This window comes from Mesorhizobium sp. M7A.F.Ca.US.005.03.1.1 (assembly GCF_003997975.1).
Lineage (GTDB): Bacteria > Pseudomonadota > Alphaproteobacteria > Rhizobiales > Rhizobiaceae > Mesorhizobium > Mesorhizobium ciceri.
In genome coordinates this window covers 1-22,117 of record NZ_RZRO01000109.1, presented here as the reverse complement: position 1 = coordinate 22,117, position 22,117 = coordinate 1, and the positions used below count along the sequence as shown (strand labels likewise).

The following is a 22,117-nucleotide window of genomic DNA, read 5'->3' as shown; positions in this document are numbered from 1 at the left end:
TTTCACAATCCGTGGCAGGCAGCCCTCAGCTCACCTGGACCTTCGACGACGCCTGGTCCTCCGCCAGCTTCTGCTGGAACATCTGCGCGAAGTCGATCGGGTCGAGCATCAGCGGCGGGAAGCCGCCATTGCGGGTTGCCTCGGCGATGATCTGGCGGGCGAACGGGAACAAAAGACGCGGGCATTCGATGAACAGGATCGGCAGCATGTGTTCCTGCGGAAAGCCTGCGATGGCGAACACGCCGCCATAGACCAGCTCGACATTGAACAGCACTTCCTGGTCGAAGGACGCCTTGGCGTTGAGCGTCAGATTGACGTCGAACTGCTTGTCGGAGAGCGGGTTGGCGTTGACGTTGACATTGATGGCGATGCCCGGCGCCTTGTCGCGGCCGCGCAGCGAATTCGGCGCGCCGGGGCTTTCGAAGGACAGGTCCTTCACATATTGCGCCAGAACGTTGAGCGACGGCTGCGCCGCATTGCCGTTTCCGTTGGCTGCGCCGACCGGCGCGTCATCTTTGCTGGCCATAAGCCTTGTCCTCTTGCCTGGGCAGCGTCGCTGACCGAATTGAAATCGGGCGTTCGCTACCATGGCGGGGATGACAAGACAAGGTTTGCCGCCTTGCTTCCCGGCTGCGGCATGGAGATGGGACGGCGCGTTAATCGTCCTTCAGGCGGCGCCACGGCGAGTTGTGATCCGGGCCGCGCTTCAGATCGTCCTCGCGCGAATAGTCGCCGTCTTCGAGGTCGATGACCCTGTCGCGCTGGCGGCCACGAAAACCGCCGGTCGAGAAATCGGTAGCGACGACAATGCGGCCCTTGAACCGGCTCCAGGCAAAGTCGCGCAACGGCGGCAGAAACAGCAGCAGGCCGATGATGTCGGTGATGAAGCCGGGGATGATCAGGAGGATCGCCGCAACCACGATCATGGCGCCGTGCGCAAGGTGGCGGCTGGGGTTCTGGCCGGCCGCCATCTCGGTGCGGATGCGGGCCATGACACCAAAACCCTGGTATCGGAGCAAAAGCACGCCGGCGATGCTCGAGGCCAGCACGAGGCCTACCGTCGCCAGCGCGCCGACCTCGCGGCCGACGATGACGAAACCGGCAATTTCCAGCAGCGGCAGTGCAAAGAGAAAGAAGGGAAGCAACGAAATGCGCAAGTCTTGCCAACCTTTTTCGATCGTTATGACCGTTTTGATTGTTTTGGCCGCCAACTGGCAATCGCCGCTGGCACCGAGGCTGTTAGATAGGTATGCCTGCCTTTGATTTGAATGATTGCGCCTTGCGTTCTATATGCTTTGAATGTTGAACGCTATGCGACCGCGGCCATTGGGCCTGACGGTCCGGCCACAGGGCAGGGATTGATTGGCGGAAGATATGGGATTCTTCGACTTCGGCACGATTTTCTTCCTGATTGCGGCGGTGGTCATCTTTTTCCAGCTGCGCAATGTGCTGGGCCGCCGCACCGGCAGCGAACGGCCGCCCTTCGATCCGTATTCGGCGGCTCGCACCGGCGACAAGGATGCCGCCCAGAAATCCGAAAACGTCGTCTCGCTGCCGCGCAAGCGTCCGCCAGGCGAGCCGGCTCCCGACGCCTATGCCGCGATCGACGCTTTCGCCAAGCCCGATACCGACCTCAACAAGGGCCTGCGCACGATCAAGGACAATGATCCGTCCTTCGAGCCGAAGGGTTTCGTCGACGGCGCCAAGATGGCTTACGAGATGATCGTCATGGCCTATGCCGACGGCGATCGCAAAACGCTGAAGAACCTGTTGTCGCGCGAGGTCTATGACGGTTTTGTCGCCGCTATCGGCGAGCGCGAGGCCAAGGCGGAAAAGATCCAGTCCTCCTTCGTCGGCATCGACAAGGCCGATATCGTCTCGGCCGAGATGAAGGGCGGCGAGGCGCATGTCACGCTGCGCATCATCAGCGAGCTGATTTCGGCGACCCGCGACAAGGCCGGTGCCGTCATCGACGGCGACCCGGAAACCGTGGCCGAGGTCAAGGATGTCTGGACCTTCGCCCGTGACACGCGCTCGCGCGATCCGAACTGGAAGCTCGTCGCCACCGAGGAAGAAGACTAGGAAATACGCGGCGAGGCTCCGGTGTCGCTATCGCCTCTTTTTGTCGAGAAAGCCTTCGGCGATCTGCCCGGCTGGAACGATGACGACCATTCGGCGGCCTTCGCCGCCTTTCGGCGCTCGGCCTTCCATGTCCTGACCAAACCCTATCGCAGCGGCGCGCTCGGCGTCGACTTCGACGCCTTTGCGGATGCCTACACCGAGGCCCGGACCGTTTCGCCGGCGAATCGGTCGCCGGTTTTGACCCGCGGGAACGCCCGCGCCTTCTTCGAGCACCATTTTGTGCCGGCGCTTATCCCTGCGGAAAATGGGCTCGTCACCGGTTTCTATGAACCGCAAGTCGAGGCGTCACCGGTGCGCACGGACCGGTTTTCGGTGCCGCTGCTGTCGCGCCCGGCCGATCTCGTCGATATCGATGACGCAAACCGGCCGCCGGGCCTGGACCCCTATCTCGCTTTCGCGCGCCAGACGCGGAACGGGCCGGTCGAATATCATGACCGTGGCGAGATCGAGCGCGGCGCGCTTGATGGCAAGGGCCTGGAAATCGCCTGGTTGGCCGACAAGGTCGATGCCTTCTTCATTCACGTGCAAGGTGCCGCACGCCTCGCCATGACCGACGGCCGGCTTGCCCGCGTCACCTATGCCGCCAAATCCGGCCAACGCTTCACCGGACCAGGCAAGGTCCTGAGCGAGATTGGCGAGATCCCGCTGGCGGAAGTGACGATGCAATCGATCCGCGCATGGTTCAAGGCGCATCCGGACCGCGTCGACGAGATCCTGTGGCAGAACCGCTCCTACATTTTCTTCCGCCCGGCCGATGTCGAGGACGTTGCCCTTGGTCCGATCGCCGCCGCCAAGGTGCCGCTGACGCCGGGCCGCTCGATCGCCGTCGACCGCCTGCTGCACACATTCGGCACGCCCTTTTACATCGACGCGCCGACGCTCGCCGCCTTCGACGCAAAACCATTCCGCCGCCTGATGATCGCGCAGGACACTGGCTCCGCCATCACCGGGCCGGCGCGGGGCGACCTGTTCGCCGGTTCGGGCGATGCCGCGGGCGAGATCGCCGGCGTGGTCCGCAATGCCGCGGATTTTTATGCGCTGGTGCCGCGCGCGCTCATTGCGGGTGCGGTCCGATGACCCGGCGCCCGGACAAGCTCAGCGAGGACGACCGGGTTCTGTGGAACCTGGTGGCGCGCACGGCCAAGCCGCTGAAGGGGAAATTTGCCGCCGACATCCCCGAAATTCCTGCCGAGGCCAAGCCAAGCCAGTCGCAGCCCGCCCAGCCCGTCGCCAATGTCGCAGGGATCGCGAAGCCGAAGGCGCAGCATGTCACGCACCGCCTCGACGAACCGACGCTGGACAAATTGTCGAAGGGCCGGCTGCCGATCGAGGGCCGCGTCGATCTGCACGGCATGACGCAGGACGAAGCCTACTCGCTGCTGTTCTCGTTCCTGCACCGGGCGCATGCCGGCGGCGTCCGCTATGTCCTGGTCATCACCGGCAAGGGCTCGTCCTCCGGCGGCGATGGCGTGTTGCGGCGCGCCGTGCCGGCCTGGCTGTCGACGCCTGCCTTCCGGCCGCTCGTCTCCAGCCACGATCATGCCGCCCGCAATCATGGCGGTTCGGGTGCGCTCTATATCCGCCTGCGGCGGGTCCGTTCATGAGGACGGGCGCATGACCCCGTTCGGCGAGAAGCTGCGGACGCTGAGAAGCGAACGCGGTGTCCGCCAGAAGGACATGGCGGCGGCGATCGGCGTCAGCGCCGCCTATCTGTCGGCGCTCGAACATGGCAGGCGAGGCGCCCCGACCTGGACGCTGATCCAGAAGATCATCGGCTATTTCAACATCATCTGGGACGATGCCGAGGAACTGGCGCGGCTGGCCGAGGCCTCGCACCCGCGTGTAAAACTCGACACGTCGGGTCTTTCCCCCGCCGCCACCGAGCTCGCCAATCTGCTGGCGGAAAACATCGAGAAACTCGACGAAACCGAGCTTCGCCGCATCACCGCATCGATCCGCGCGGCGTTGAACCAGCGGCCGTAGCCTGACGGTCCGCGCCGGTACAAGTTCGCCTGCCTCACGAGGAAACTGCCCGCCGGCGGCCCGCCGGCGGGCAAAGTGGTGAGATCATTTCTTGCCGGCGGTGCCGCCATTTCCACCCCGGCCATGATCGCCGTGGTCGTGGCCATTGTTTCCGCCGCCCAGGCAGTCCGACGCCCCGGCATCACCGCAACAGCGGCCGGCCCAGAGGTCGTTGAGGTTGGTTTTGGCACAGCTGGTGGTCTGATCGGCCATGGCGGATCCGGCCATGCTCGACACCGCGATAGCGGCAAGAAGGGTGTTTCGCAGAAAAGCAGTCATCTGAAGTCTCCATGGTTGGTTTCGGTTCACGGCTGTGTGTCGCTGGCCGGAGCGAAATGGTTCACGGAGAAATGCGAATTCTGGCGGAGGGCCCATCGATTTCGTCATCCACGGGCGGAGCGGGCGCGCAGACCCGAGGATCCATGCCGCGAGTTGCGAGCGTCGCGACGGGGCAAAAGATCTGGTGATGACGGTATGACGATTGCAGGCGCCTGTTCCTGCGCCGCAGCGTTCTTCATCGGCATCACGGCATGGATCCCAGGGTCTTCGCGACGGAGCTTCGCTCCTGCTCCGCCCTGGGATGACGAAGCGTTGGATGCCGCCCCTAGGGAAGCCGCCGTTGCTGGTGCCTACTGAACCGCGCCGACCAGAACTTGCTGGCCACCGCGGATCGAGACCCAGCGGCCGGTGTTGTCGATCGCCTGCCGCTTGAGGAAGCGGTAGCCGGTCGCGTCCCATGGCTTGACCTTGTCGGTCAGATTGTCGAGCACATAGTCGCCCTCGTCGGTGCGCACCGTCAGCACGGCGTGGCCCTCGCCGTCGGGCTTGCGCACGACGGTGATCAGAAGATCGGCAAGCGAGATGCTCATGCGCGAAAGCTGGCGCCGCTTTTCCAGCACATAGTCCTCGCAATCGCCGACGCCCTTGTCGGGATAAGCCCAGACCTCGTCCTTGCCGTAGATGTCCATGTCGCTCATCGGCTTGACGGCGGCGTTGACCCTGGCGGTGACATTGAGAAGCTTGCGCATCAGCGCGTCGGTCATCTGAGCCGGCGCCAGATTGGTCGGGCGGATCGAGCACTCGCCCGGATGCAGCTTGCAGAAATCATAGTGGCCGATCGGCTGCGAGGTGAGCCCCCCGGTCGCCATCGCTCCACCCGCCAAGGCCGGTGCCACCCAGCCCGCCGTCATTGCCAGCCCGGCCGCCACATACACGCGCAGCCGTCGCGCCATCGATGAGGAAATCATTGTCCCCGCTCACCCTTTGTTATTAACGAAAGGTTAAGGGGGATTTACAGTCCGTGTCAATTACGACGACGGTCGGATTGTCGGCATGGTTACCCGAGGGGCTGGACAGCGGCACTTGTGCAACAGAATCAGCCAGCCGGCCGGCTTTTACCGGTCAATCGCACGGTTTATCGCCGTTAAGCTTGGTTTTATGCATGTCATCGTCCCAAAACCCGCAATTTTGGACGACGTGCATTATCTCTTGGCGGCGCGGACCAGCTTCGGCTTCGCCGCGACACGCTCCTGGCGGCCGTAGCTGGTGATGAAGTCGACGATGCGCGGCACGATTTCGGAGCGGAAGCGCGAACCGTTGAACACGCCGTAATGGCCGACCGCCGGCTGCATGTAATGGGCGTGCCGCTCAGCCGGGATATTGGGGCAAAGATCATGCGCCGCCTTGGTCTGGCCAAGGCCTGATATGTCGTCGTTCTCGCCTTCGACCGTGAACAGCGCGACGTTACGGATCGCCGATGGATCGATCCTGGTGCCGCGATGCGTCATCTCGCCCTTTGGCAAGGCCTGCCGCACGAAGACGGTGTCGACGGTCTGCAGGTAGAATTCAGCCGTCAGGTCCATGACCGCCAGATACTCGTCGTAGAAATCGCGGTGCTTCTCGGCATTGTCGCCATCATGCTTCACCAGATGCATGAAGAAGTCCTTGTGGGCGATGATATGGCGATCGAGGTTCATGCTCATGAAGCCGGACAGCTGCAGGAAGCCTGGATAGACCTCGCGGCCGAAGCCTGGCACCGGCCACGGCGCATGCATCACGACATTGTCGCGGAACCAGTCGATGCCCTTTTCCTGCGCCAGCAGATTGACCGCGGTCGGGTTGCTGCGCGTGTCGATAGGCCCGCCCATCAAGGTCATCGTCGAGGGCACGAACGGGTCGCCCTTGGATTCCATCAGCGCCACGGCGGCCAGCACCGGCACGGAAGGCTGGCACACCGCCATCACATGCGTGTCCGGCCCCAGCGTGTGCAGCATGTCGATGACATAGTCGATGTAGTCGTCGAGATCGAATTGGCCGTCGGCAAGCGGCACCATGCGGGCATCGACCCAGTCGGTGATGTGCACGTCGGCATAGGGCAGCATCGCTTCCACCGTGCCGCGCAGCAGCGTCGCATAATGGCCAGACATCGGCGCCACGATCAGAAGCTTCGGATCGGGCTTGCGCCCGGCGGGGACAGCGCGCTCGAAGCGCACGAGATTGCAGAACGGCTTCGACCAGACGGTCTTCTCGGCGACCTCGACGCTCTTCCAGTCGACCACGGTCTTGCTCAGGCCGAAGGCCGGCTTGCCGTAGCGGCGCGTGGTGCGCTCGAACAGTTCGGCCGTCGCCGCGATCGAACGGCCCCATTGCGTGTGGGAAAACGGATTGAGCGGATTGGAGTAGAACATCCGCACCGCGTCGGCATAGAGGCGCGCCGGCTGCAGGGCGGCGTGGTTCATCTCATAGAGCTGGTAGAACATCGAGAAACCCCGCTGCTGCCTGCGACCGAAGGGACGACGAGCAGCGCCGAGCCTAAATGTCTCGCGGGGAAGTTAACAACTAATTGCTGCGATGCAATACGTCACGCTGCGTGACCAATGCTTCTTTGGTTCAAGGCCATGGAAATCGGGGCCGAACGGCGCCAGCCGGCTCAGTGTGCGGCTGCGAAATGTGTAGGTAGTGTGTCCGGCCCTTGCCGGACACAGGAAGCTCTAGACGCGCGCCATGCACACGGAAGTGTGGCCGGAGCCGATGAAGCCGAGCTGGCCGGCCGCGCCCTTCGACAGGTCGAGCACGCGTCCCTTGATGAACGGACCGCGATCGTTGATGCGCACGACGACGCTGCGGCCGTTGTTCTTGTTGGTCACCCTGAGCTTGGTGCCGAAAGGCAAGGTGCGATGCGCGGCGGTCATCGCCGACGGGTTCATGCGCTCGCCCGAGGCGGTTCTGGAGTGCAGCGCGTACCACGAGGCGCGGCCGCACTGGGCGGCGGCGGTCGCCGAAGAAGCGCCGACCATCAGGCCAGCAGCGATCGTTACCGCGACAATCGCGGTCTGTTTTGGGTTCTTCATATTTGGGGGATGGCTCCGTTTTTGACAGACCCCAGCCGTTAGGTGCCAAATAAGGCGGGAAATGCGGCAGTGATCTGGCGGTTCCGTGGCAATGGCACACGTTTGGAGTCGCTGGGTAACAGTCTGTCAGGGATTTTCCGGCACGCGATGGTCAATCAACGATGATCTTTGTGTTGCTATCGGGCATCCGTTTGACAAGATCGAACATTAATATCCAAGTAGAGCTCGGCGCGGCCGGGCCACTTCCTTTGGCTCTTTTATCGCGGTCCCGATGCTGTAACCAATCGACTTCAAAAGGGAGATCCGGCAATGAGGCTGACCAAAAATCTGCTGGCGTTGATTGTGCTTGCCGTCGGCGCGCTGTGGTCGCTGCAAGGCATCGGCGTTGTCGGCGGCAGCTTCATGACCGGCCAGTCGCAATGGCTCTATATCGGCGTCGTCACCATGCTGGTCGGGCTGATCGGGTTGGTGTGGGCGAACCGGTCAAGCGGGTGAGCTTGATGAAAGGTCGACCCCCACTCCGGCCCTTCGGGCCACCTCTCCCCCGATCGACGGGGTAGAGGAAGGGTGCGAGCTTACGCAAGGTTGGCTCCCTTCCTCTCCCTCCGGAGGGGGAGAGGTGGCGCTGCGAAGCAGCGACGGAGTGGGGGAAGGCGGTCCTCCAGGGCCCTGCCCCCGACAGCCCTACCCGAACAGCCGATCCAGAATCTTGCCCTCCAGCCGGGCCAGCTCCACCGAACCGCGCCGGCGCGGCCGTTCCACGGGCACATCCAGATCGAGCGCGACCCGGCCTTCACTGATCACCACGACCCGGTCGGCGAGCGCGACCGCTTCGGCGACATCATGCGTGACCAGCACGGCCGTGAACTTCTGCGCGATCCAGATGCGTTCCAGAAGCTGCTGCATCTCGATGCGGGTCAGGGCGTCGAGTGCGCCGAGCGGCTCGTCGAGAGCCAGGATCTGCGGGTGGCCGACCAGCGCGCGGGCCAGCGCCACGCGCTGCTTCTGACCTCCGGACAGCACCGAAGGCCATTCGTCGGCCCGGTCGGCAAGCCCGACCTCGCCGAGGATGTCGAGCGCGCGGTGCCTCGCTTCGCTATCGGTGGCGATGCCGGTCAGCCCGACCTCGACGTTTTTCACCACGCTGGCCCAGGGCAGGAGCCGTGGCTCCTGGAACATGAAGCGCGTGCGGCTGTGTCCTTCCTCTTCGACGCCGAAGGACAGCGATCCCGATGTCGGCCGGTCGAGCCCGGCCAGAAGCCGCAACAGCGTGCTCTTGCCGCAGCCGCTCTTGCCGATGACGGCAAGGAACTGCCCGGCCGGCACGTCCAGGTCGATGCCGTCGAGCACGGTCTTGTCGCCGAAGCGCTTGCCGGCATGCCTGAAGGCAAAGGCCCGCTGTCCTTCGACGGAGCCGATCGGCCGCACCGGCGTGGCGACGAAGGAACGGGCTGCGGTCAGGCTGGCGGCGGTCATGGGCAATCTCTCATCCGTTCTGGAAGGCCGGATGCCAGCCAAGCGACAGCCGCTCAAGCAGGCGGGCGAGGCTGTCGGCGAGCTTGCCGAGCAGCGCGTAGATCAGGATCGACAGCACGACGACATCGATCAGCAGGAATTCGCGCGCCTGCATGGCCATGTAGCCGAGGCCCGAACTGGCCGAGATGGTTTCGGCGACGATCAGCGTCAGCCACATGATGCCCAGGGCATAGCGCAGGCCGACGAAGATCGACGGCAGCGCGCCGGGCAGGATGACGCGGGAGAATAGCGTGCGACGGTCCATGCCGTAGACGCGGCCCATCTCGACCAGCTGTGGGTCGACGCTCTGGATGCCGAGCAGCGTGTTGACGTAGATCGGAAAGAACACGCCGAGCGCCACCAGGAACAGCTTGGCTTCCTCGTCGATGCCGAACCACAGGATGACCAGCGGGATCAGCGCCAGATGCGGAATGTTGCGGATCATCTGCAGCGTCGTGTCGGTCAGGCCGCGGCTGAGCGTCGATAGCCCGTTGGCAAGGCCGAGCGCAAAACCGATCGAACCGCCGACGGCAAAGCCGGCAAGGGCGCGCGCGGTCGAGACGCCGATGTTGCGGATCAGTTCGCCCGACAGCGTCAGCCGCCAGAAGGCCTCGGCGACCGCGCTGGGCGCCGGCAGCACGTTGGCCGGCATGACGCCGGCGCGGCTGGCAATCTCCCAGCCGGCAATGATCAGCGCCGGCAGCAGCCAGCCGGTGGCGTTGCTATGCAGGCGCGTGGAAAAGCTCATGACGAAGCCTGCAGGCGGTTGGCGCCATGGAAGCCGACCGAGAATTCGTTGGCGATGTTCTCATGCGCCCGCTGCCGCCTGGTGCCGAGCCCGAGTTTCGGAAACAGAAGCTCGGCGACGCGGTAGGCCTCCTCGAGATGCGGATAGCCCGAGCCGATGATGGTATCGATGCCGATCGCCTGGTATTCGCGGATGCGCCCGGCGATCTGTTCCGGCGTGCCGACCAGCGCCGTGCCGGCGCCGCCGCGCACCAGCCCGACGCCGGCCCACAGATTGGGCGACACGAGCAGCCTGTCACGGCGGCCGCCATGCAGCTCCGCCATGCGGCGCTGGCCGACCGAATCCATCTGGTTGAGGAAGCGCGCCTGCGCGTTTTCGATCTGGGCGTCGGTGACATGGCTGATCAGCCGGTCGGCGGCGCGCCAGGCTTCGTCCTCGGTCTCGCGCACGATAAAATGCAGCCGGATGCCGAAGCGCAGTTTTCTGCCGCGCCGCGCCGCCTTTGCGCGCGCCGCGGCCAGCTTCTCGGCCACCTGCGCCGGCGGTTCGCCCCAGGTCAGATACATGTCGACGAGGTCTGCGGCGAGGTCCTGGCCCGCATCCGACGATCCGCCGAAATAGAGCGGCGGCCGTTCCTGGTGCGGCAGAAGGTCGAGGCGGCCATTTTCGACGCGGTAATATTTGCCGTTGAAATTGACCCGCTCGCCGGACACCAGGCCGCGCCAGATGGTCAGGAATTCATGCGCCTGGGCATAGCGCTCGTCATGCGGCAGGAAGACGCCGTCGCCGGCGAGCTCGGTCGGGTTGCCGCCGACCACGACATTGAGCAGCAGGCGGCCATTGCTCAAGCGATCGAGGGCGGCGGTCTGGCGTGCGGCGAAAGTCGGCAGCGTCACGCCCGGCCGCAGCGCGACCAGGAACTTCAGTTTTTCGGTGAGTGTCGCGAGGCCCGTCGCGGTGATCCAGGAATCCTCGCAATTCTGGCCGGTCGGCAACAGCACGCCGGGAAAGCCGAGCCGGTCGACCGCCTGCGCGATCTCCTTGAAGTAGCCGAATTCGGGCGGCCGCTGCTGCTCCTCGGAACCGAGATAGGAGCCGTCGCCATGCGTCGGGATGAACCAGAAGAAATCGAGCGGTGCGGTGCTGGCAGGCGCGGTCATGTCTGGCACAGTCACGGGCGGATCTCCTGGAGATATGGGTGCGAACGCAAATGGCGCCGGGCGTTCTCACCCGGCGCCGTCAGGGGACAAGTCAGTTGCCGGGTGCCGTCCACACCGCGTCGGAGATGCGGACCGCGTTCGGGATCAGCCCGAGCTTGAAGAAGCGGTCTGCGGTCGCCTGCTGGCCGGCGATGATCTCGTCGGTGATCGGGAAGACGCCGAATTTGGTGCGGTTGGCGGCGATGATCTGCGCGTCGAGCGGCACGCCGGTCACCTCATGCAGCGCCGCGGCCACCTTGTCGCGGTTCTGGTCGGCCCATTTCGCCGCCTCGCCCAAGGCTGATATCGTTGTGGTGACGGTTTCGGGATGCGCCTTGGCGAAGTCCTTGTTGGCGAGGAAATAGGTGTTGACCTTCAGCACCTCGCTGGAGCGGGCCAGCACACGCGGCTGGTAGCGGGTTTCGGCGATGGCGAAGAACGGATCCCAGACGGTCCAGGCATCGATCTGGTCGCTGGCAAAGGCTGCGGCCGCATCCGCCGGGCTGAGATAGACCGGCGTGATCTGGTCGAACGGGATGCCGGCCTTCTCCAGCGCGGCGACGAGCAGATTGTGCGCGCTGGTGCCCTTGCCGACACCGACGCGCTTGCCCTTGAGATCGGCGACCGACTGGATCGGCGACGCCGGCTTGACGAAGATCGCCTCGCCCTCGCCATTCGACGGCAGCGCTGCGGCATAGACGATGTTGGCACCGGCCGACTGGCCGAAGATCGGCGGCGCGTCGCCGGTCCAGCCGACATCGATGGCGCCGACATTGAGCGCCTCGACCAGCGGCGGACCGGCGGTGAACTCGACCCACTTGACCGTCACGCCCTTGTCTTCAAGTGCCTTCTCGATCACCTGCTGCTGCCTGGCGATCACCGGCAGGCCGGTCTTCTGATAGCCGATGCTGAACTGCTTCAGCTCCTGCGCCGTGGCGCCGGACGACACGGCAACCGTCGCCGCCAGCAGGCCGATGCCGAAAACACGTCTCGTTAGATTGAACATTGATCCCTCTCCTTCGCTGCGGATCGGCGCCGGAAATGGCCTCGCCGGTTGGAAGATGGATGAGGCTAGGTAATTCTATAAATTTAGTAGAGGAATGATTTTGCGAGTTAGAGGGGAGAATGGGAATTATCTTCTTTGGCTACCTGGAATTCGCCATCCTGGGGTCTGCGCTGCGTCGCTTCGCTCCTTGCTCCGCCCTAGGATGACGAAGACGCGGGGGCTAGTGCCAATCGCCAATCCCCTCACTGCGACCAGTACTGCCAGGCCCAGTAAAAACTCTCGTCGCGTGGCGGCAGGCGGTCGCGCTCGGCGTCCCAGCGGACCGGCGTTGGCGATTTCGGTTGCTGTTCAAGCGGCTGGCTTTCCCTGGTCCAGGCGAGAAGCCAATTGCCGGCTTGGGCGAACAGCACGGCGGTGGAATGGGTCATCGGCATTCTCTCCTGCTCTTCTGGTTCCCAATCATTCGCGTCCCGCCCACGGGACGAGCACGCGCTCGATCCTGCGGAGGGTGAATTCCAGCACGAAGGCAATGGCCGCGATCACCAATATGCCCATCACCACCACGTCGGTGACGAGGAACTGGGCGGCCGACTGGATCATGAAACCAAGCCCGCGCGTCGCCGCCACCAGTTCGGCGGCGACCAGCGTCGACCAGCCGGCGCCGAGCGCGATGCGCAGGCCGGTCAGGATCGCCGGCAGTGCGCTCGGCAGGATGACATGGCGGACCACTTGGCGCTGAGTAGCACCCAGTGAGCGCGCCGCATTGATGCGTTCCTGCGAAACGCCGCGAACGCCGGACGCGGTCGACAATGCCACCGGCGCCAGCATGGAAATAGTGATCACCAGGATCTTCGACGGTTCGCCGATGCCGAACCAGATGACGACCAGCGGCAGGTAGGCGAGCGGCGGGATCGGCCGCAGGAACTCAAGCAGCGGATCGAAGATGCCGCGCCCGATCGTGCTGATGCCGATGGCGAGCCCAACCGGCACGCCGACGAGGATGGCGGCGACCAGCGCGGCGAAAACCCGGCCCAGGCTGGCGATCGCATGCTGCAGCAGCGTCGCATCGACGAAGCCGTCGCGGGCGACGGTGATGAACTTGTTCCACACCGCAACCGGCGAGGGCAGGAACACTGGCGACACCAGTTGCAGGCGGGCCGACAGCGCCCACAGCGCCAGCACCACCAGGATGGTCATCACGCTGACCGCGCGCGCGGAAACGCCTTTGCGTTTCGGGCTGGACCGCGACCACGGCACCGACAGGCCGTCGGCCTCGTCGACCTTGTGTCCCGGCCGCTCGGTGTAGGAGGTAACGGTCATGCCGCCTCTCCTTCGAAGATCGCGTCGGTTAGTTCGCCGCGCGCCGCGGCGAAGGCCGGGTCGGCCTTGATGGTGCGGACGGCCTCGCCCGATGCGTAGCGCCTGGAGAAGCCGGGTTCGAAAGTTTGCACCACGCGGCCCGGGCCAGGCGCCAGCACGACGATGCGGGTGGCCAGCACCAGCGCCTCCTCGATGCCATGCGTCACCATCAGCACGCCGACATCGCTTGCCGTCCACAGATCGAGCAGCGTCGTCTGCATGCGCTCGCGCGTCAGCGCATCGAGCGCGCCGAGCGGTTCGTCGAGCAGCAGGAATTCGGGTTCGGCGGCGAGCGCCCGAGCCAGGCCGACACGCTGGCGCATACCGCCGGAAAGCTCCCAGATGCACTTGTCGCCGGCGTCGGCGAGCTTCACCAGCGCCAGCAGCTCATCGGCGCGCCGCGCCCGCTCGGCCGGAGCGACACCGCGCAGCCTGAGCGCGAAGGCAACGTTTTCGCGCGCCGTCAGCCATGGGAACAAAGCATCGTTCTGGAACACCACCGCCCGGTCCGAGCCAGGTGCTGTGATCGGCTTGCCGTTGATTGAAGCCGTACCGCGCGCCGGCGCGATAAGGCCGGCGGCGACGTTGAGCAGCGAGGTCTTGCCGCAGCCGGAACGGCCGACCAGCACGACGAAATCGCCCTTGGCGACATCGATCGACACCCGCTCGACGGCAGGCGCTGCCTGGCCGTCATAGTGGATCGAGACCTTGTCCAGTACGAGATGGGGGTCGAGCACGAGATGCGGCATGGATGCCTCGCGGTTCGTTGAAATCCGACTGCCCCGGCCCTCGTCAGCGGTTCCGGGGCAGTCAGCACGCGGCGTTAGGGAAAAAGATCCGCGCGCGTTCAGAGCAATTCCAGGAAAAGTGTGAAGCGGTTTTCCGTCCGGAATTGCGTTAAGCGAGTACTAGTTCGAGGCGAGCGCCTCGGTGACGTATTTCGACGATACGTATTTCGAATAGTCGGGAAGCACGGCGTCGATCTTGCCTTGCTCCTTGAGGAAGGTGGATGTCGCTTCGACCGCCTTGACCGTGCCGCCGCCGAGGAATTTGTCGGAGGCCTGCTCTTCCAGCGTCGGGAAGACATAGCCCTTGAGCAGCTGCGGCACTTCTTCCAGCTTGGCGCCGGTGAGTTTGGCGATCGCGGCCGCCTGCGGCGACGATACCGACCAGGCTTCGGGCTTGGCGAGGAACTCGGCATATGCCGCGCCCGTCACCTTGACGAAGTCGCGCACCGCTTCCGGGTTCTTTTCGGCGAAGTCGGTGCGCACGATCCAGGCGTCGAAGGTCGGCGCGCCCCAGGCGGCGACCTGCGAGGAATCCACCACCACCTTGCCCGTCGTCTTGATCTGGCCGAGCGCCGGATCCCAGACATAAGCGGCGTCGATGTCGCCGCGCGAGAAGGCGGCGGCGATTTCCGGAGGCCGGAGATTGAGGATCTCGACCGACTTCGGATCGACGCCCTCATGCTTCAGTGCTGCGAGCAGGCTGTAATGCGTCGTCGAGACGAACGGCACGGCGACCTTCTTGCCGGCGAGATCGGCGATTTTCTCGATGCCGGCGCCGTTGCGTGCCACCAGCGCCTCGGATTCGCCGATCAAGCCGACGATGAAGATGGTCTGGATCGGCAACTCGCGGCTCGCCGCCGCCGCCAGCGGGCTCGAGCCGACATAGCCGATATCGACCGAACCGGAAGCGACCGCGGCGATGACATCGGCGCCGGAATCGAATTTGCGCCAATCAATGGTGGCCTTAGTCGCCTTTTCATAGGCGCCGTCGGCCTGCGGCACTTTCGAGGGTTCGACCACCGTCTGGTAGCCGATGGTGATCTTGAGGTCGTCGGCCAGGGCCGGGCCGAGGAAGGCCGCGCCGGCAAGTGCCGCTGATGAGAGGAGAACAATGCGTCGCGAAATGATGGACATGAAGGGCTCCTGAAAAGAGAAAAACCGGAATGCTTCATAATAGTCAGCTAATTCTATGGTTCTTGTAGAGTTAAATCCTTCCAACCAAGGCGGGCTTGTTAGAAAAAAGCTGTCGATGGTGAGGTGGTGAGGCGGATAGGGTGGTTGCGGTGGGGCAGAGTGTCGCCACAGGGCAGGCCTTTCGACGCCGGCGGGCCAGCGCCCCCCTCTGTCCCACCGACCTCTAACCTCCTGAACTGCGGTGATGGCTCCGCCTACGCCCACCGCGAACTAGAATTCCCGCTTCCGGCCTCTTCCAGGCAAATTCATGCCTCAAACAACCGCCGATTTGACAACCCATTCCGCGTGTTCGAGGGTAAGTATAGTAATCTTATCGACATTGAGACTGGAGGCGACGATGAGCAGTCACCATATCGCGATGATCGCGCCCCCAAACTCGTGCGCTTTTGTATCCCTGTGGGCACAAAGGCTGGTCAAAATGGCCCGCGCGGCTTGAAAACGAAGCAAAATCAGCAGTTCTCGGCTTGTACATCATGTCACTAGAATTTATGTGTCATGCGGGCTTGGACGCGGCGGCAACGCACGCCAGGCGTTTTGCAACCGATGGTTCCATGCCGTCGCATGCCAGAGAAAATTTGATCTCATGCTCACCAAAAAAGGTAAGTACGGCCTCAAGGCGCTTGTCCACCTCGCGCGATTGCCGGCCGGGCAGCTCGCCTTCGTCAACGACGTCGCCACCGGCAACAACATCCCGAAGAAATTTCTCGACGCCATCCTGGGCGAGTTGCGCAATGCCGGCTTCGTCCAGAGCCGCAAGGGCAAGGATGGCGGCTATCGCCTGGCGCGGCCCGCCGACGAGATCAAGGTCGGCCATGTCGTGCGCGTCCTCGACGGTCCGCTGGCGCCGATCCCCTGTGCCAGCCGCACCCAGTACCAGCGCTGTGAAGATTGCAACGAGGCGACATGCCAAGTCCGACATCTGATGCTCGAGGTCCGGCAGGCGATCGCCGAGGTGCTCGATCAGCGCAGCCTCGCCGAAATGCGCGATATCTCTCTCGACGACCTGTCGGTCGGCATCGGCGATCTGCCGGTCGCGGTGAAGGTCCAGGCCTGACACTGGCGCTGCGCAGAGCGAAGGCATGCCTATGACCGGGCGCGCCAACTCCATCATCATTGTCGGTGGCGGCGCCAGCGGCGTCGTGCTGGCCGCGCATCTCCTGAAGTCGCCCAATCCCGACCTGCGCGTCACGCTGATCGAAAGGCGCCCGCATTTCGGTCAGGGCATCGCCTATTCGACGCTGCTGTCGGCGCATGTACTGAATGTCAGCGCCGCCGGCATGAGCGCCTATGCCGACGATCCCGGCAATTTCTGGCGCTGGCTTCAGGAACGCGGCCTGGCAACGGCTGAGGAGGCGCCCTTCTATGCGCCACGCAGCATCTATGCCCGCTATCTCGGCGAGTTGCTGGTCGATCTGGAAGCGCGGGAAAAGCAGAGCGGTCGGCTTCGGCTGATCCGCGAGGAAAGCCTCTCGATCACGCCCACCGCCTCCGGCGTCGAAGTGGCGCTGGCCAACGGCACCAGCGTGGTTGCGCATCTCGCCGTGCTGGCCACCGGCCACGACGAGGAGCCGGCGCAAGGCCATGCCATCAGGATGGGATCGGAAGCCGACACAGCACTTCCGCCCGGCGCCGGCGTCATGGTGCTGGGCACCGGCCTCAGCATGGTCGATGCTTTCCTGGCGCTGGAGCAACGCGGCCATCGCGGCGACATCATAGCTGTGTCCAGGCGCGGCCTGCTGCCCTCGCCGCATCGCAAGGGCAATCCGATCAAGCTCGACGTCGCCGACATTCCGCTCGGCACGCAGCTCTCCTATTTCGTCGGCTGGTTCCGCGACCTGATCAAGGAAAACCAGAAGGCCGGCATCGACTGGCGTGACGTCGTCGACGGGCTGCGGCCGTTCAACCAGAAGATCTGGCAGAACTGGCCGCCTTCCGCCAAGCGCCGCTTCGTCGAGCACACCAAGGCCTGGTGGGACATCCACCGCCATCGCATGGCGCCCGAGGTCTACGCCCGTATCACCGAGGCCGTGCAATCCGGCCGCATCCGCCTGGTCGCCGGCCGCGTCGTCGACATTGCGCGCAACGGCGAATTCACCGTCCAGGTCCAGTCGCGTCACACGCAGCGTCTCGAGACCTTCGAGGTCGCCCGCATCTACGATTGCTCTGGCATCGTGAGGGACATCTCGACCTCGTCGAACAGCGTCGTGCGCTCGCTGGTCGACCGCGGCCTGGCAAGGCCGGATCCGCTGCGCATCGGCCTCGACGTATCGACCAAATGCGAGATCATCGCCGGCGACGGAACCGTTTCGGCCAAGATCCTCGCCGTCGGCCCGCTGACGCGCGGCACCTTCTTCGAGATCGACGCCATCCCCGATATCCGCGTGCAGTGTGCGAGGCTGAGCAAGCAGCTGCTGGGCTAGGCTGTGTCGTAGATGATGCCGGCCTGCAAATGGCGGCTTCCTGTGCTTCCGGTGCTCACGTACCCAAAAGTACGCTCCGCTCCGGTTCTCGGAATCTGCCATTTTCGGCTCGCCTGACCTGAATCTCAACACACCCTCCAAGCCTTTGAGGCACAAACCGGAATTTCATTCCGCATCTGGCCGGTTGATTGGCACGATCTATCTTCTTTCCGACTGCAAAGGGCTGGAAAAGAGGCTACGCTGCCGCCCTGCCCAGAGGCGGTCGCTTGGTCATGGAGCATCGATATGAGCGAGCATGAGATCGCCGCACTGGACAGTGCCCCCTCGGAAGCCGAATTGTCCCGCCTGCGTCCGCCCTACAAGTCGGTGCTCGACCTGATCGGCCAGACGCCGGTGGTCGAGCTGACCAAGTTCGACACCGGCAAATGCCGACTGTTCATCAAGCTCGAAAGCCAGAATCCCGGCGGCTCGATCAAGGACCGCATCGCGCTGTCGATGATCGCCGCGGCTGAAAAGCAGGGCAAGCTCAAGCGCGGCGGCACCATCGTCGAGGCGACCGCCGGCAACACCGGGCTTGGTCTCGCCCAGGTCGGCATCCCCAAGGGCTACCGCATCGTGCTGGTCGTGCCCGACAAGATGTCGCGCGAAAAGATCCAGCACCTGCGCGCGCTCGGCGCCGAAGTGCGCATGACGCGCTCCGATGTCGGCAAGGGCCATGCCGAATATTACCAGGACATGGCCGAGAAGATCGCGGCGGAAACGCCCGGCGCCTTCTATGCCAACCAGTTCGCCAACCCGGCCAATCCGCTGGCGCATGAAACCACCACCGGCCCCGAGATCTTTTCGCAGCTCGACGGTGATGTGGATGCCGTGGTGGTCGGCGTCGGCTCGGGCGGCACGCTGACCGGGCTTGGCCGCTACTTCGCAAAAGTGTCGCCGAAGACCGAAATGGTGCTGGCCGATCCGGTCGGCTCGGTGCTGGCGCCGCTGATCAAGACCGGCAAGATGGAAGAGGCCGGCAGCTGGACCGTGGAAGGCATCGGCGAGGATTTCGTGCCGCCCAATGCCGATCTGTCGCTGGTCAAGAAGGCCTATTCGATCCCCGACAAGCAGAGCATGCTGGCGGTGCGCGACCTCTTGTCCAAGGAAGGTATTCTTGCCGGCTCATCCTCGGGCACGCTGCTGTCGGCGGCGCTGCGCTATTGCCGCGAGCAGACGGTGCCCAAACGCGTCGTCACCTTCGTCTGCGACAGTGGCAACAAGTATCTGTCGAAGGTGTTCGACGATTTCTGGCTGGCCGAGCAGGGGCTGGCCGAGCACGAGCAGCATGGCGATCTGCGCGACCTGGTGATGCGCTCGCACCGCACCGGCGACACCGTCTATGTCGGCCCGGACGAAAGCCTGCTCAATGCCTATGGCCGCATGCGCCGCTCCGATGTCTCGCAGCTGCCGGTGCTCGACAACGGCAAGCTCGTCGGCATCGTTGACGAAAGCGACATACTGGCCAAGGTCGACGGCCCTTATGACGGCCGCTGGGAGCGCTTCAACGGCCCGGTGCGCACGGCCATGACCTCCAACCTGCACACGCTGCAGGCCAGCCAGACGCTGGACGCGCTGCTGCCGGTGTTCGACCGCAACGAGGTCGCCATCATCTTCGACGGCGACGAATTCGTCGGCCTGATTACCCGCATCGATCTGATCAACCATCTGAGGCGCGCACGATGACCAGCAGCACCCCGCCAGCCGGCAAGAACCGACTGGCTTTTTCGACGCGCACCATCCATGGCGGCCAGAGCCACGACCCGCTGACCGGCGCGGTAATGGTGCCGATCTACGCCACCTCGACCTATGGCCAGCAATCGCCCGGCGTGCACAAGGGCTTTGAATATGCCCGCAGCCAGAACCCGACGCGCTTTGCTTTCGAGCGCGCGGTGGCCGACCTCGAAAGCGGCTCGGCCGCCTTCGCCTTCGCGTCCGGGCTGGCGGCGATCGCCACCGTGCTGGAGCTGCTCGATTCCGGTGCGCATATCGTTGCCACCGACGACATCTATGGCGGTTCCTTCCGGCTGATGGAGCGGGTGCGCAAACGCTCGGCCAATCTGCAGGTCTCGTTCGTCGACTTCACCGACCTTGCCGCCGTCGAGGCCGCGATCCGGCCCGAGACGAAAATGCTGTGGGTCGAAACCCCCACCAACCCGCTGCTGCGCATCGTCGACCTCGAAGGCGTCGCCGCACTTGCCAGGCGCAAGGGGATTCTCACGGTCGCCGACAACACCTTCTGCAGCCCCTATATCCAGCGGCCGCTGGAGCTTGGCATCGATATCGTCGTGCATTCGACGACCAAATATCTCAACGGCCATTCCGATATGGTCGGCGGCGTGGCCGTCGTCGGCGACAACAAGGATCTGGCCGCCCAGCTGAAATTCCTGCAGAACGCCATCGGCGCCATTTCGGGCCCGTTCGACAGTTTTCTGGCACTGCGCGGGCTGAAAACGCTGGCGCTGCGCATGGAGCGCCATTCCGCCAACGGCCTGAAGATCGCGCAATGGCTGGAAGCGCGCCGCGACGTCCGCCGCGTCATCTATCCCGGCCTCGCCAGCCACCCGCAGCACGCCGTCGCCGTCCAGCAGATGCATGCCTTCGGCGGCATGATCACAGCCGTGCTCGACCGCGACCTAGCCGGCACCAAAAAGTTCCTCGAACGCACGCAATTGTTCACGCTCGCCGAAAGCCTCGGCGGTGTGGAGAGCCTGATCGAGCACCCGGCGCTGATGACGCATGGCTCCATACCGGCGGAGAAACGGGCCGAGATCGGCATATCGGATTCGCTGGTAAGGTTGTCGGCGGGGATCGAGGATGGCGATGATCTGATCGCCGATCTGGATCAGGCGCTGGCGGGCTAGAAGCTCAATCAACTTGCAACTTCAGCGTTGCCCCTCATCGCCCTGCCTTGGCTCCTTTCCTTTCCTTTCCCTCCGGAGGGGGGAGAGGTGGCTCGGCGAAGCCGAGACGGAGTGGGGGAAGGCGTTCGCAGACGCGCAGTCGCCGCAAGACAGGCACAATCTGACGAGCAAGAGACCTCAGGCGCGCGGCGAGGGTCGACCCCCACTCCGTCGAGCTTCGCTCGACACCTCTCCCCCGATCGACGGGGGAGAGGAAGGGCAAGGGGCGGCGCGCGGACGTCTCATGATGATGGACCGGCCAATTGACCCCGAACCCCATCTGCCCGAAATGTAGCGCCCCATGGCCACGCGCGAACCACCCAAGCCCACTGAACCCCTCACTTTCGCCGTGCTGGTGTTCCCAGGTTTTCCGATGATGGCGTTCAGCTCGGTCATCGAGCCGCTGCGCGCCGCCAATGTCCTGGCGAAAAGAGAATGCTATCGCTGGATCATCGTCGGCGGCACGAAAGGTGCGGTCGAGGCGTCGAACGGCGTCGTCATCCAGCCGGGCTTTTACGCCGAGGATGCCCCGAAGGTCGACCGCATCGTCGTCTGCTCGGGCGGCGATGCCGATCACCTCGTCGCCGAGGACGCTGCACACTGGATCCGCAAGAGCCTGCGCAATGGCGCCCATATCGGGGCGGTGGCGGATGCCGCGTTCTTCCTGGCGCGCGCCGGCCTGCTCGACGGCCATGCCTGCACCTTGCACTGGACCAGCCAGGCCGCCTTCACCGAAGCCTTCCCCAACATCGAGCTCAGGCGCGACCTCTATGTCATCGACCGCAAGCGCTTCACCTCGGCCGGCGGCGTCGGCAGCCTCGACATGATGCTGGAGATCATCACCCGCGATTACGGCGCCGAGCTTGCCGCCGGCGTCGCCGAATGGTTCGTGCACAGCCAGCTGCGCTCCAGCATCGACCGCAAGATGATGCCGCTGCGCCTGCGCACTGGGGTCCAGAACGAGCTGGTGCTGTCGGCCATCGCCATCATGGAGGATGCGGTCGAGGAACGGCTCGGCATGGCCGAGCTGACCGCGAAGCTCGGCGTGTCCTCAGACAAGCTCGAGCGCTCCTTCCGCTCCGAACTCGCCATCTCGCCCAATGGCTACTACCGGCGCCTGAGGCTCAAACGCGCCGCCGATCTTTTGGCGCATTCGACGCTCGCCGTGCGCGACGTGGCGCTGGCATGTGGGTTTGCCTCGATGTCGAGTTTTGCCCGGGCGTTTCGCGAGGAGCATGGCCATCCGCCGAAACTGGCGCGGAGGCATTAGGGTAGTCAAAGGAATGGCGGGACAGCGCCCCCCTCTGTCCTGCCGGACATCTCCCCCTCAAGGGGGGAGATCGGATGTAACAACGGCTTTCGCCAATTTTCAGCGATGAAGAAAAGAGCGATGAGGCCAAAGCTGCCAATCTCCCCCCTTGAGGGGGAGATG

24 protein-coding genes are annotated in these 22,117 nt (G+C 64.3%); 10 read left to right on the top strand and 14 right to left on the bottom strand.

Annotated elements, in window-relative coordinates; translation table 11 throughout:
* Positions 1–25: 25 nt before the first annotated feature.
* Positions 26–526, bottom strand: a complete 501-nt coding sequence (gene secB, locus EN990_RS30035) for a protein-export chaperone SecB (RefSeq protein ID WP_013528724.1) — start codon at positions 524–526, stop codon at positions 26–28.
* Between the two features lie 130 nt (positions 527–656).
* Entirely contained in the window at positions 657–1,157 is a 501-nt protein-coding gene (locus EN990_RS30030; RefSeq protein ID WP_127370086.1) for an FxsA family protein, read from the bottom strand.
* Between the two features lie 217 nt (positions 1,158–1,374).
* Between EN990_RS30030 and EN990_RS30025 the strand changes: the two genes are divergently transcribed.
* The 4 genes from EN990_RS30025 to EN990_RS30010 are packed head-to-tail and all read left to right on the top strand — an operon-like array spanning position 1,375 to position 4,125.
* Positions 1,375–2,082, top strand: a complete 708-nt coding sequence (locus EN990_RS30025) for a Tim44/TimA family putative adaptor protein (RefSeq protein ID WP_013528722.1) — start codon at positions 1,375–1,377, stop codon at positions 2,080–2,082.
* Positions 2,083–2,103: 21 nt separating this feature from the next.
* Positions 2,104–3,219, top strand: coding sequence for a murein transglycosylase A (locus EN990_RS30020; RefSeq protein ID WP_127370085.1), 1,116 nt, complete (start codon positions 2,104–2,106; stop codon positions 3,217–3,219).
* Entirely contained in the window at positions 3,216–3,746 is a 531-nt protein-coding gene (locus EN990_RS30015; protein WP_127385688.1) for a Smr/MutS family protein, read from the top strand. Before EN990_RS30020 ends, EN990_RS30015 begins: the two co-directional genes overlap by 4 nt.
* A 10-nt stretch (positions 3,747–3,756) precedes the next feature.
* Complete coding sequence (locus tag EN990_RS30010; protein ID WP_013528719.1) at positions 3,757–4,125, top strand: helix-turn-helix transcriptional regulator; 369 nt, start codon at positions 3,757–3,759, stop codon at positions 4,123–4,125.
* An 84-nt stretch (positions 4,126–4,209) separates the two neighbouring features.
* Here EN990_RS30010 and EN990_RS30005 read toward each other — a convergent pair whose 3' ends face one another.
* From EN990_RS30005 to EN990_RS29985, 4 genes are all read right to left on the bottom strand, one after another.
* Positions 4,210–4,377 (bottom strand): hypothetical protein, encoded by a 168-nt coding sequence (locus EN990_RS30005; protein ID WP_245265299.1) that lies wholly within the window; start codon positions 4,375–4,377, stop codon positions 4,210–4,212.
* A gap of 416 nt (positions 4,378–4,793) precedes the next feature.
* Positions 4,794–5,411 carry a transglutaminase-like cysteine peptidase gene (locus tag EN990_RS30000; protein WP_127369423.1) on the bottom strand — a complete coding sequence of 206 codons (618 nt, stop codon included), beginning with the start codon at positions 5,409–5,411 and terminating at the stop codon, positions 4,794–4,796.
* Between the two features lie 234 nt (positions 5,412–5,645).
* Positions 5,646–6,923, bottom strand: coding sequence for a polyhydroxyalkanoate depolymerase (locus EN990_RS29990; protein ID WP_063169608.1), 1,278 nt, complete (start codon positions 6,921–6,923; stop codon positions 5,646–5,648).
* 231 nt (positions 6,924–7,154) lie between these two features.
* The gene (locus EN990_RS29985) at positions 7,155–7,514 is read right to left on the bottom strand and encodes a septal ring lytic transglycosylase RlpA family protein (RefSeq protein ID WP_013528714.1); all 360 of its coding nucleotides are present in this window, start codon (positions 7,512–7,514) and stop codon (positions 7,155–7,157) included.
* A 309-nt stretch (positions 7,515–7,823) separates the two neighbouring features.
* On the opposite strand from EN990_RS29985, the gene EN990_RS35620 reads away from it, so the two are divergent.
* On the top strand, positions 7,824–8,009 hold the full coding sequence (locus EN990_RS35620; protein ID WP_024502222.1) for a hypothetical protein: 186 nt from the start codon (positions 7,824–7,826) through the stop codon (positions 8,007–8,009).
* A 189-nt stretch (positions 8,010–8,198) separates the two neighbouring features.
* Here EN990_RS35620 and EN990_RS29975 read toward each other — a convergent pair whose 3' ends face one another.
* From EN990_RS29975 to tauA, 8 genes are all read right to left on the bottom strand, one after another.
* Entirely contained in the window at positions 8,199–8,990 is a 792-nt protein-coding gene (locus EN990_RS29975) for an ATP-binding cassette domain-containing protein (RefSeq protein WP_127369421.1), read from the bottom strand.
* A 10-nt stretch (positions 8,991–9,000) separates the two neighbouring features.
* Positions 9,001–9,777 carry an ABC transporter permease subunit gene (locus EN990_RS29970; protein ID WP_127369420.1) on the bottom strand — a complete coding sequence of 259 codons (777 nt, stop codon included), beginning with the start codon at positions 9,775–9,777 and terminating at the stop codon, positions 9,001–9,003.
* On the bottom strand, positions 9,774–10,937 hold the full coding sequence (gene ssuD, locus EN990_RS29965; RefSeq protein WP_164766178.1) for an FMNH2-dependent alkanesulfonate monooxygenase: 1,164 nt from the start codon (positions 10,935–10,937) through the stop codon (positions 9,774–9,776). The genes EN990_RS29970 and ssuD overlap by 4 nt, the downstream gene beginning before the upstream one ends.
* 91 nt (positions 10,938–11,028) lie before the next feature.
* Complete coding sequence (locus EN990_RS29960) at positions 11,029–11,982, bottom strand: sulfonate ABC transporter substrate-binding protein (protein ID WP_127224153.1); 954 nt, start codon at positions 11,980–11,982, stop codon at positions 11,029–11,031.
* 242 nt (positions 11,983–12,224) lie between these two features.
* Positions 12,225–12,410 carry a hypothetical protein gene (locus EN990_RS29955; protein ID WP_013528709.1) on the bottom strand — a complete coding sequence of 62 codons (186 nt, stop codon included), beginning with the start codon at positions 12,408–12,410 and terminating at the stop codon, positions 12,225–12,227.
* Positions 12,411–12,441: 31 nt separating this feature from the next.
* Positions 12,442–13,302 carry an ABC transporter permease subunit gene (locus EN990_RS29950; RefSeq protein WP_013528708.1) on the bottom strand — a complete coding sequence of 287 codons (861 nt, stop codon included), beginning with the start codon at positions 13,300–13,302 and terminating at the stop codon, positions 12,442–12,444.
* Complete coding sequence (locus EN990_RS29945) at positions 13,299–14,090, bottom strand: taurine ABC transporter ATP-binding protein (protein WP_127370340.1); 792 nt, start codon at positions 14,088–14,090, stop codon at positions 13,299–13,301. The genes EN990_RS29950 and EN990_RS29945 overlap by 4 nt, the downstream gene beginning before the upstream one ends.
* Positions 14,091–14,249: 159 nt before the next feature.
* Positions 14,250–15,263 (bottom strand): taurine ABC transporter substrate-binding protein, encoded by a 1,014-nt coding sequence (tauA, locus tag EN990_RS29940; RefSeq protein WP_127388477.1) that lies wholly within the window; start codon positions 15,261–15,263, stop codon positions 14,250–14,252.
* Between the two features lie 643 nt (positions 15,264–15,906).
* On the opposite strand from tauA, the gene EN990_RS29935 reads away from it, so the two are divergent.
* The 5 genes from EN990_RS29935 (at position 15,907) to EN990_RS29910 (ending at position 21,955) form a co-directional block, all read left to right on the top strand.
* Positions 15,907–16,377, top strand: a complete 471-nt coding sequence (locus EN990_RS29935) for an Rrf2 family transcriptional regulator (protein WP_013528705.1) — start codon at positions 15,907–15,909, stop codon at positions 16,375–16,377.
* 31 nt (positions 16,378–16,408) lie between these two features.
* Positions 16,409–17,743, top strand: a complete 1,335-nt coding sequence (locus EN990_RS29930; protein ID WP_127388479.1) for an FAD/NAD(P)-binding protein — start codon at positions 16,409–16,411, stop codon at positions 17,741–17,743.
* A 285-nt stretch (positions 17,744–18,028) separates the two neighbouring features.
* Positions 18,029–19,468 (top strand): pyridoxal-phosphate dependent enzyme, encoded by a 1,440-nt coding sequence (locus EN990_RS29925; protein ID WP_064992683.1) that lies wholly within the window; start codon positions 18,029–18,031, stop codon positions 19,466–19,468.
* A complete protein-coding gene (locus tag EN990_RS29920; RefSeq protein ID WP_127388476.1) occupies positions 19,465–20,646 on the top strand; it encodes a PLP-dependent aspartate aminotransferase family protein in 1,182 nt (393 codons plus the stop codon). Before EN990_RS29925 ends, EN990_RS29920 begins: the two co-directional genes overlap by 4 nt.
* 340 nt (positions 20,647–20,986) lie before the next feature.
* On the top strand, positions 20,987–21,955 hold the full coding sequence (locus EN990_RS29910; protein WP_013528701.1) for a GlxA family transcriptional regulator: 969 nt from the start codon (positions 20,987–20,989) through the stop codon (positions 21,953–21,955).
* Positions 21,956–22,117 lie beyond the last annotated feature (162 nt).

Bases quoted from the DNA above. Each gene is read 5' to 3' on its own strand.
- EN990_RS29945 (WP_127370340.1), bottom strand. From the start codon at position 14,090: ATGCCGCATCTCGTGCTCGACCCCCATCTCGTACTGGACAAGGTCTCG.
- EN990_RS29960 (WP_127224153.1), bottom strand. From the start codon at position 11,982: ATGTTCAATCTAACGAGACGTGTTTTCGGCATCGGCCTGCTGGCGGCG.
- EN990_RS29955 (WP_013528709.1), bottom strand. From the start codon at position 12,410: ATGACCCATTCCACCGCCGTGCTGTTCGCCCAAGCCGGCAATTGGCTT.
- EN990_RS29930 (WP_127388479.1), top strand. From the start codon at position 16,409: ATGACCGGGCGCGCCAACTCCATCATCATTGTCGGTGGCGGCGCCAGC.
- EN990_RS29950 (WP_013528708.1), bottom strand. From the start codon at position 13,302: ATGACCGTTACCTCCTACACCGAGCGGCCGGGACACAAGGTCGACGAG.
- EN990_RS29975 (WP_127369421.1), bottom strand. From the start codon at position 8,990: ATGACCGCCGCCAGCCTGACCGCAGCCCGTTCCTTCGTCGCCACGCCG.
- EN990_RS29910 (WP_013528701.1), top strand. From the start codon at position 20,987: ATGGCCACGCGCGAACCACCCAAGCCCACTGAACCCCTCACTTTCGCC.
- EN990_RS30010 (WP_013528719.1), top strand. From the start codon at position 3,757: ATGACCCCGTTCGGCGAGAAGCTGCGGACGCTGAGAAGCGAACGCGGT.
- EN990_RS35620 (WP_024502222.1), top strand. From the start codon at position 7,824: ATGAGGCTGACCAAAAATCTGCTGGCGTTGATTGTGCTTGCCGTCGGC.
- EN990_RS29925 (WP_064992683.1), top strand. From the start codon at position 18,029: ATGAGCGAGCATGAGATCGCCGCACTGGACAGTGCCCCCTCGGAAGCC.
- EN990_RS30000 (WP_127369423.1), bottom strand. From the start codon at position 5,411: ATGATTTCCTCATCGATGGCGCGACGGCTGCGCGTGTATGTGGCGGCC.
- EN990_RS30015 (WP_127385688.1), top strand. From the start codon at position 3,216: ATGACCCGGCGCCCGGACAAGCTCAGCGAGGACGACCGGGTTCTGTGG.
- EN990_RS29985 (WP_013528714.1), bottom strand. From the start codon at position 7,514: ATGAAGAACCCAAAACAGACCGCGATTGTCGCGGTAACGATCGCTGCT.
- EN990_RS30005 (WP_245265299.1), bottom strand. From the start codon at position 4,377: ATGGCCGATCAGACCACCAGCTGTGCCAAAACCAACCTCAACGACCTC.
- EN990_RS29970 (WP_127369420.1), bottom strand. From the start codon at position 9,777: ATGAGCTTTTCCACGCGCCTGCATAGCAACGCCACCGGCTGGCTGCTG.
- tauA (WP_127388477.1), bottom strand. From the start codon at position 15,263: ATGTCCATCATTTCGCGACGCATTGTTCTCCTCTCATCAGCGGCACTT.
- EN990_RS29935 (WP_013528705.1), top strand. From the start codon at position 15,907: ATGCTCACCAAAAAAGGTAAGTACGGCCTCAAGGCGCTTGTCCACCTC.
- EN990_RS29990 (WP_063169608.1), bottom strand. From the start codon at position 6,923: ATGTTCTACCAGCTCTATGAGATGAACCACGCCGCCCTGCAGCCGGCG.
- EN990_RS29920 (WP_127388476.1), top strand. From the start codon at position 19,465: ATGACCAGCAGCACCCCGCCAGCCGGCAAGAACCGACTGGCTTTTTCG.
- EN990_RS30025 (WP_013528722.1), top strand. From the start codon at position 1,375: ATGGGATTCTTCGACTTCGGCACGATTTTCTTCCTGATTGCGGCGGTG.
- ssuD (WP_164766178.1), bottom strand. From the start codon at position 10,937: ATGACCGCGCCTGCCAGCACCGCACCGCTCGATTTCTTCTGGTTCATC.
- secB (WP_013528724.1), bottom strand. From the start codon at position 526: ATGGCCAGCAAAGATGACGCGCCGGTCGGCGCAGCCAACGGAAACGGC.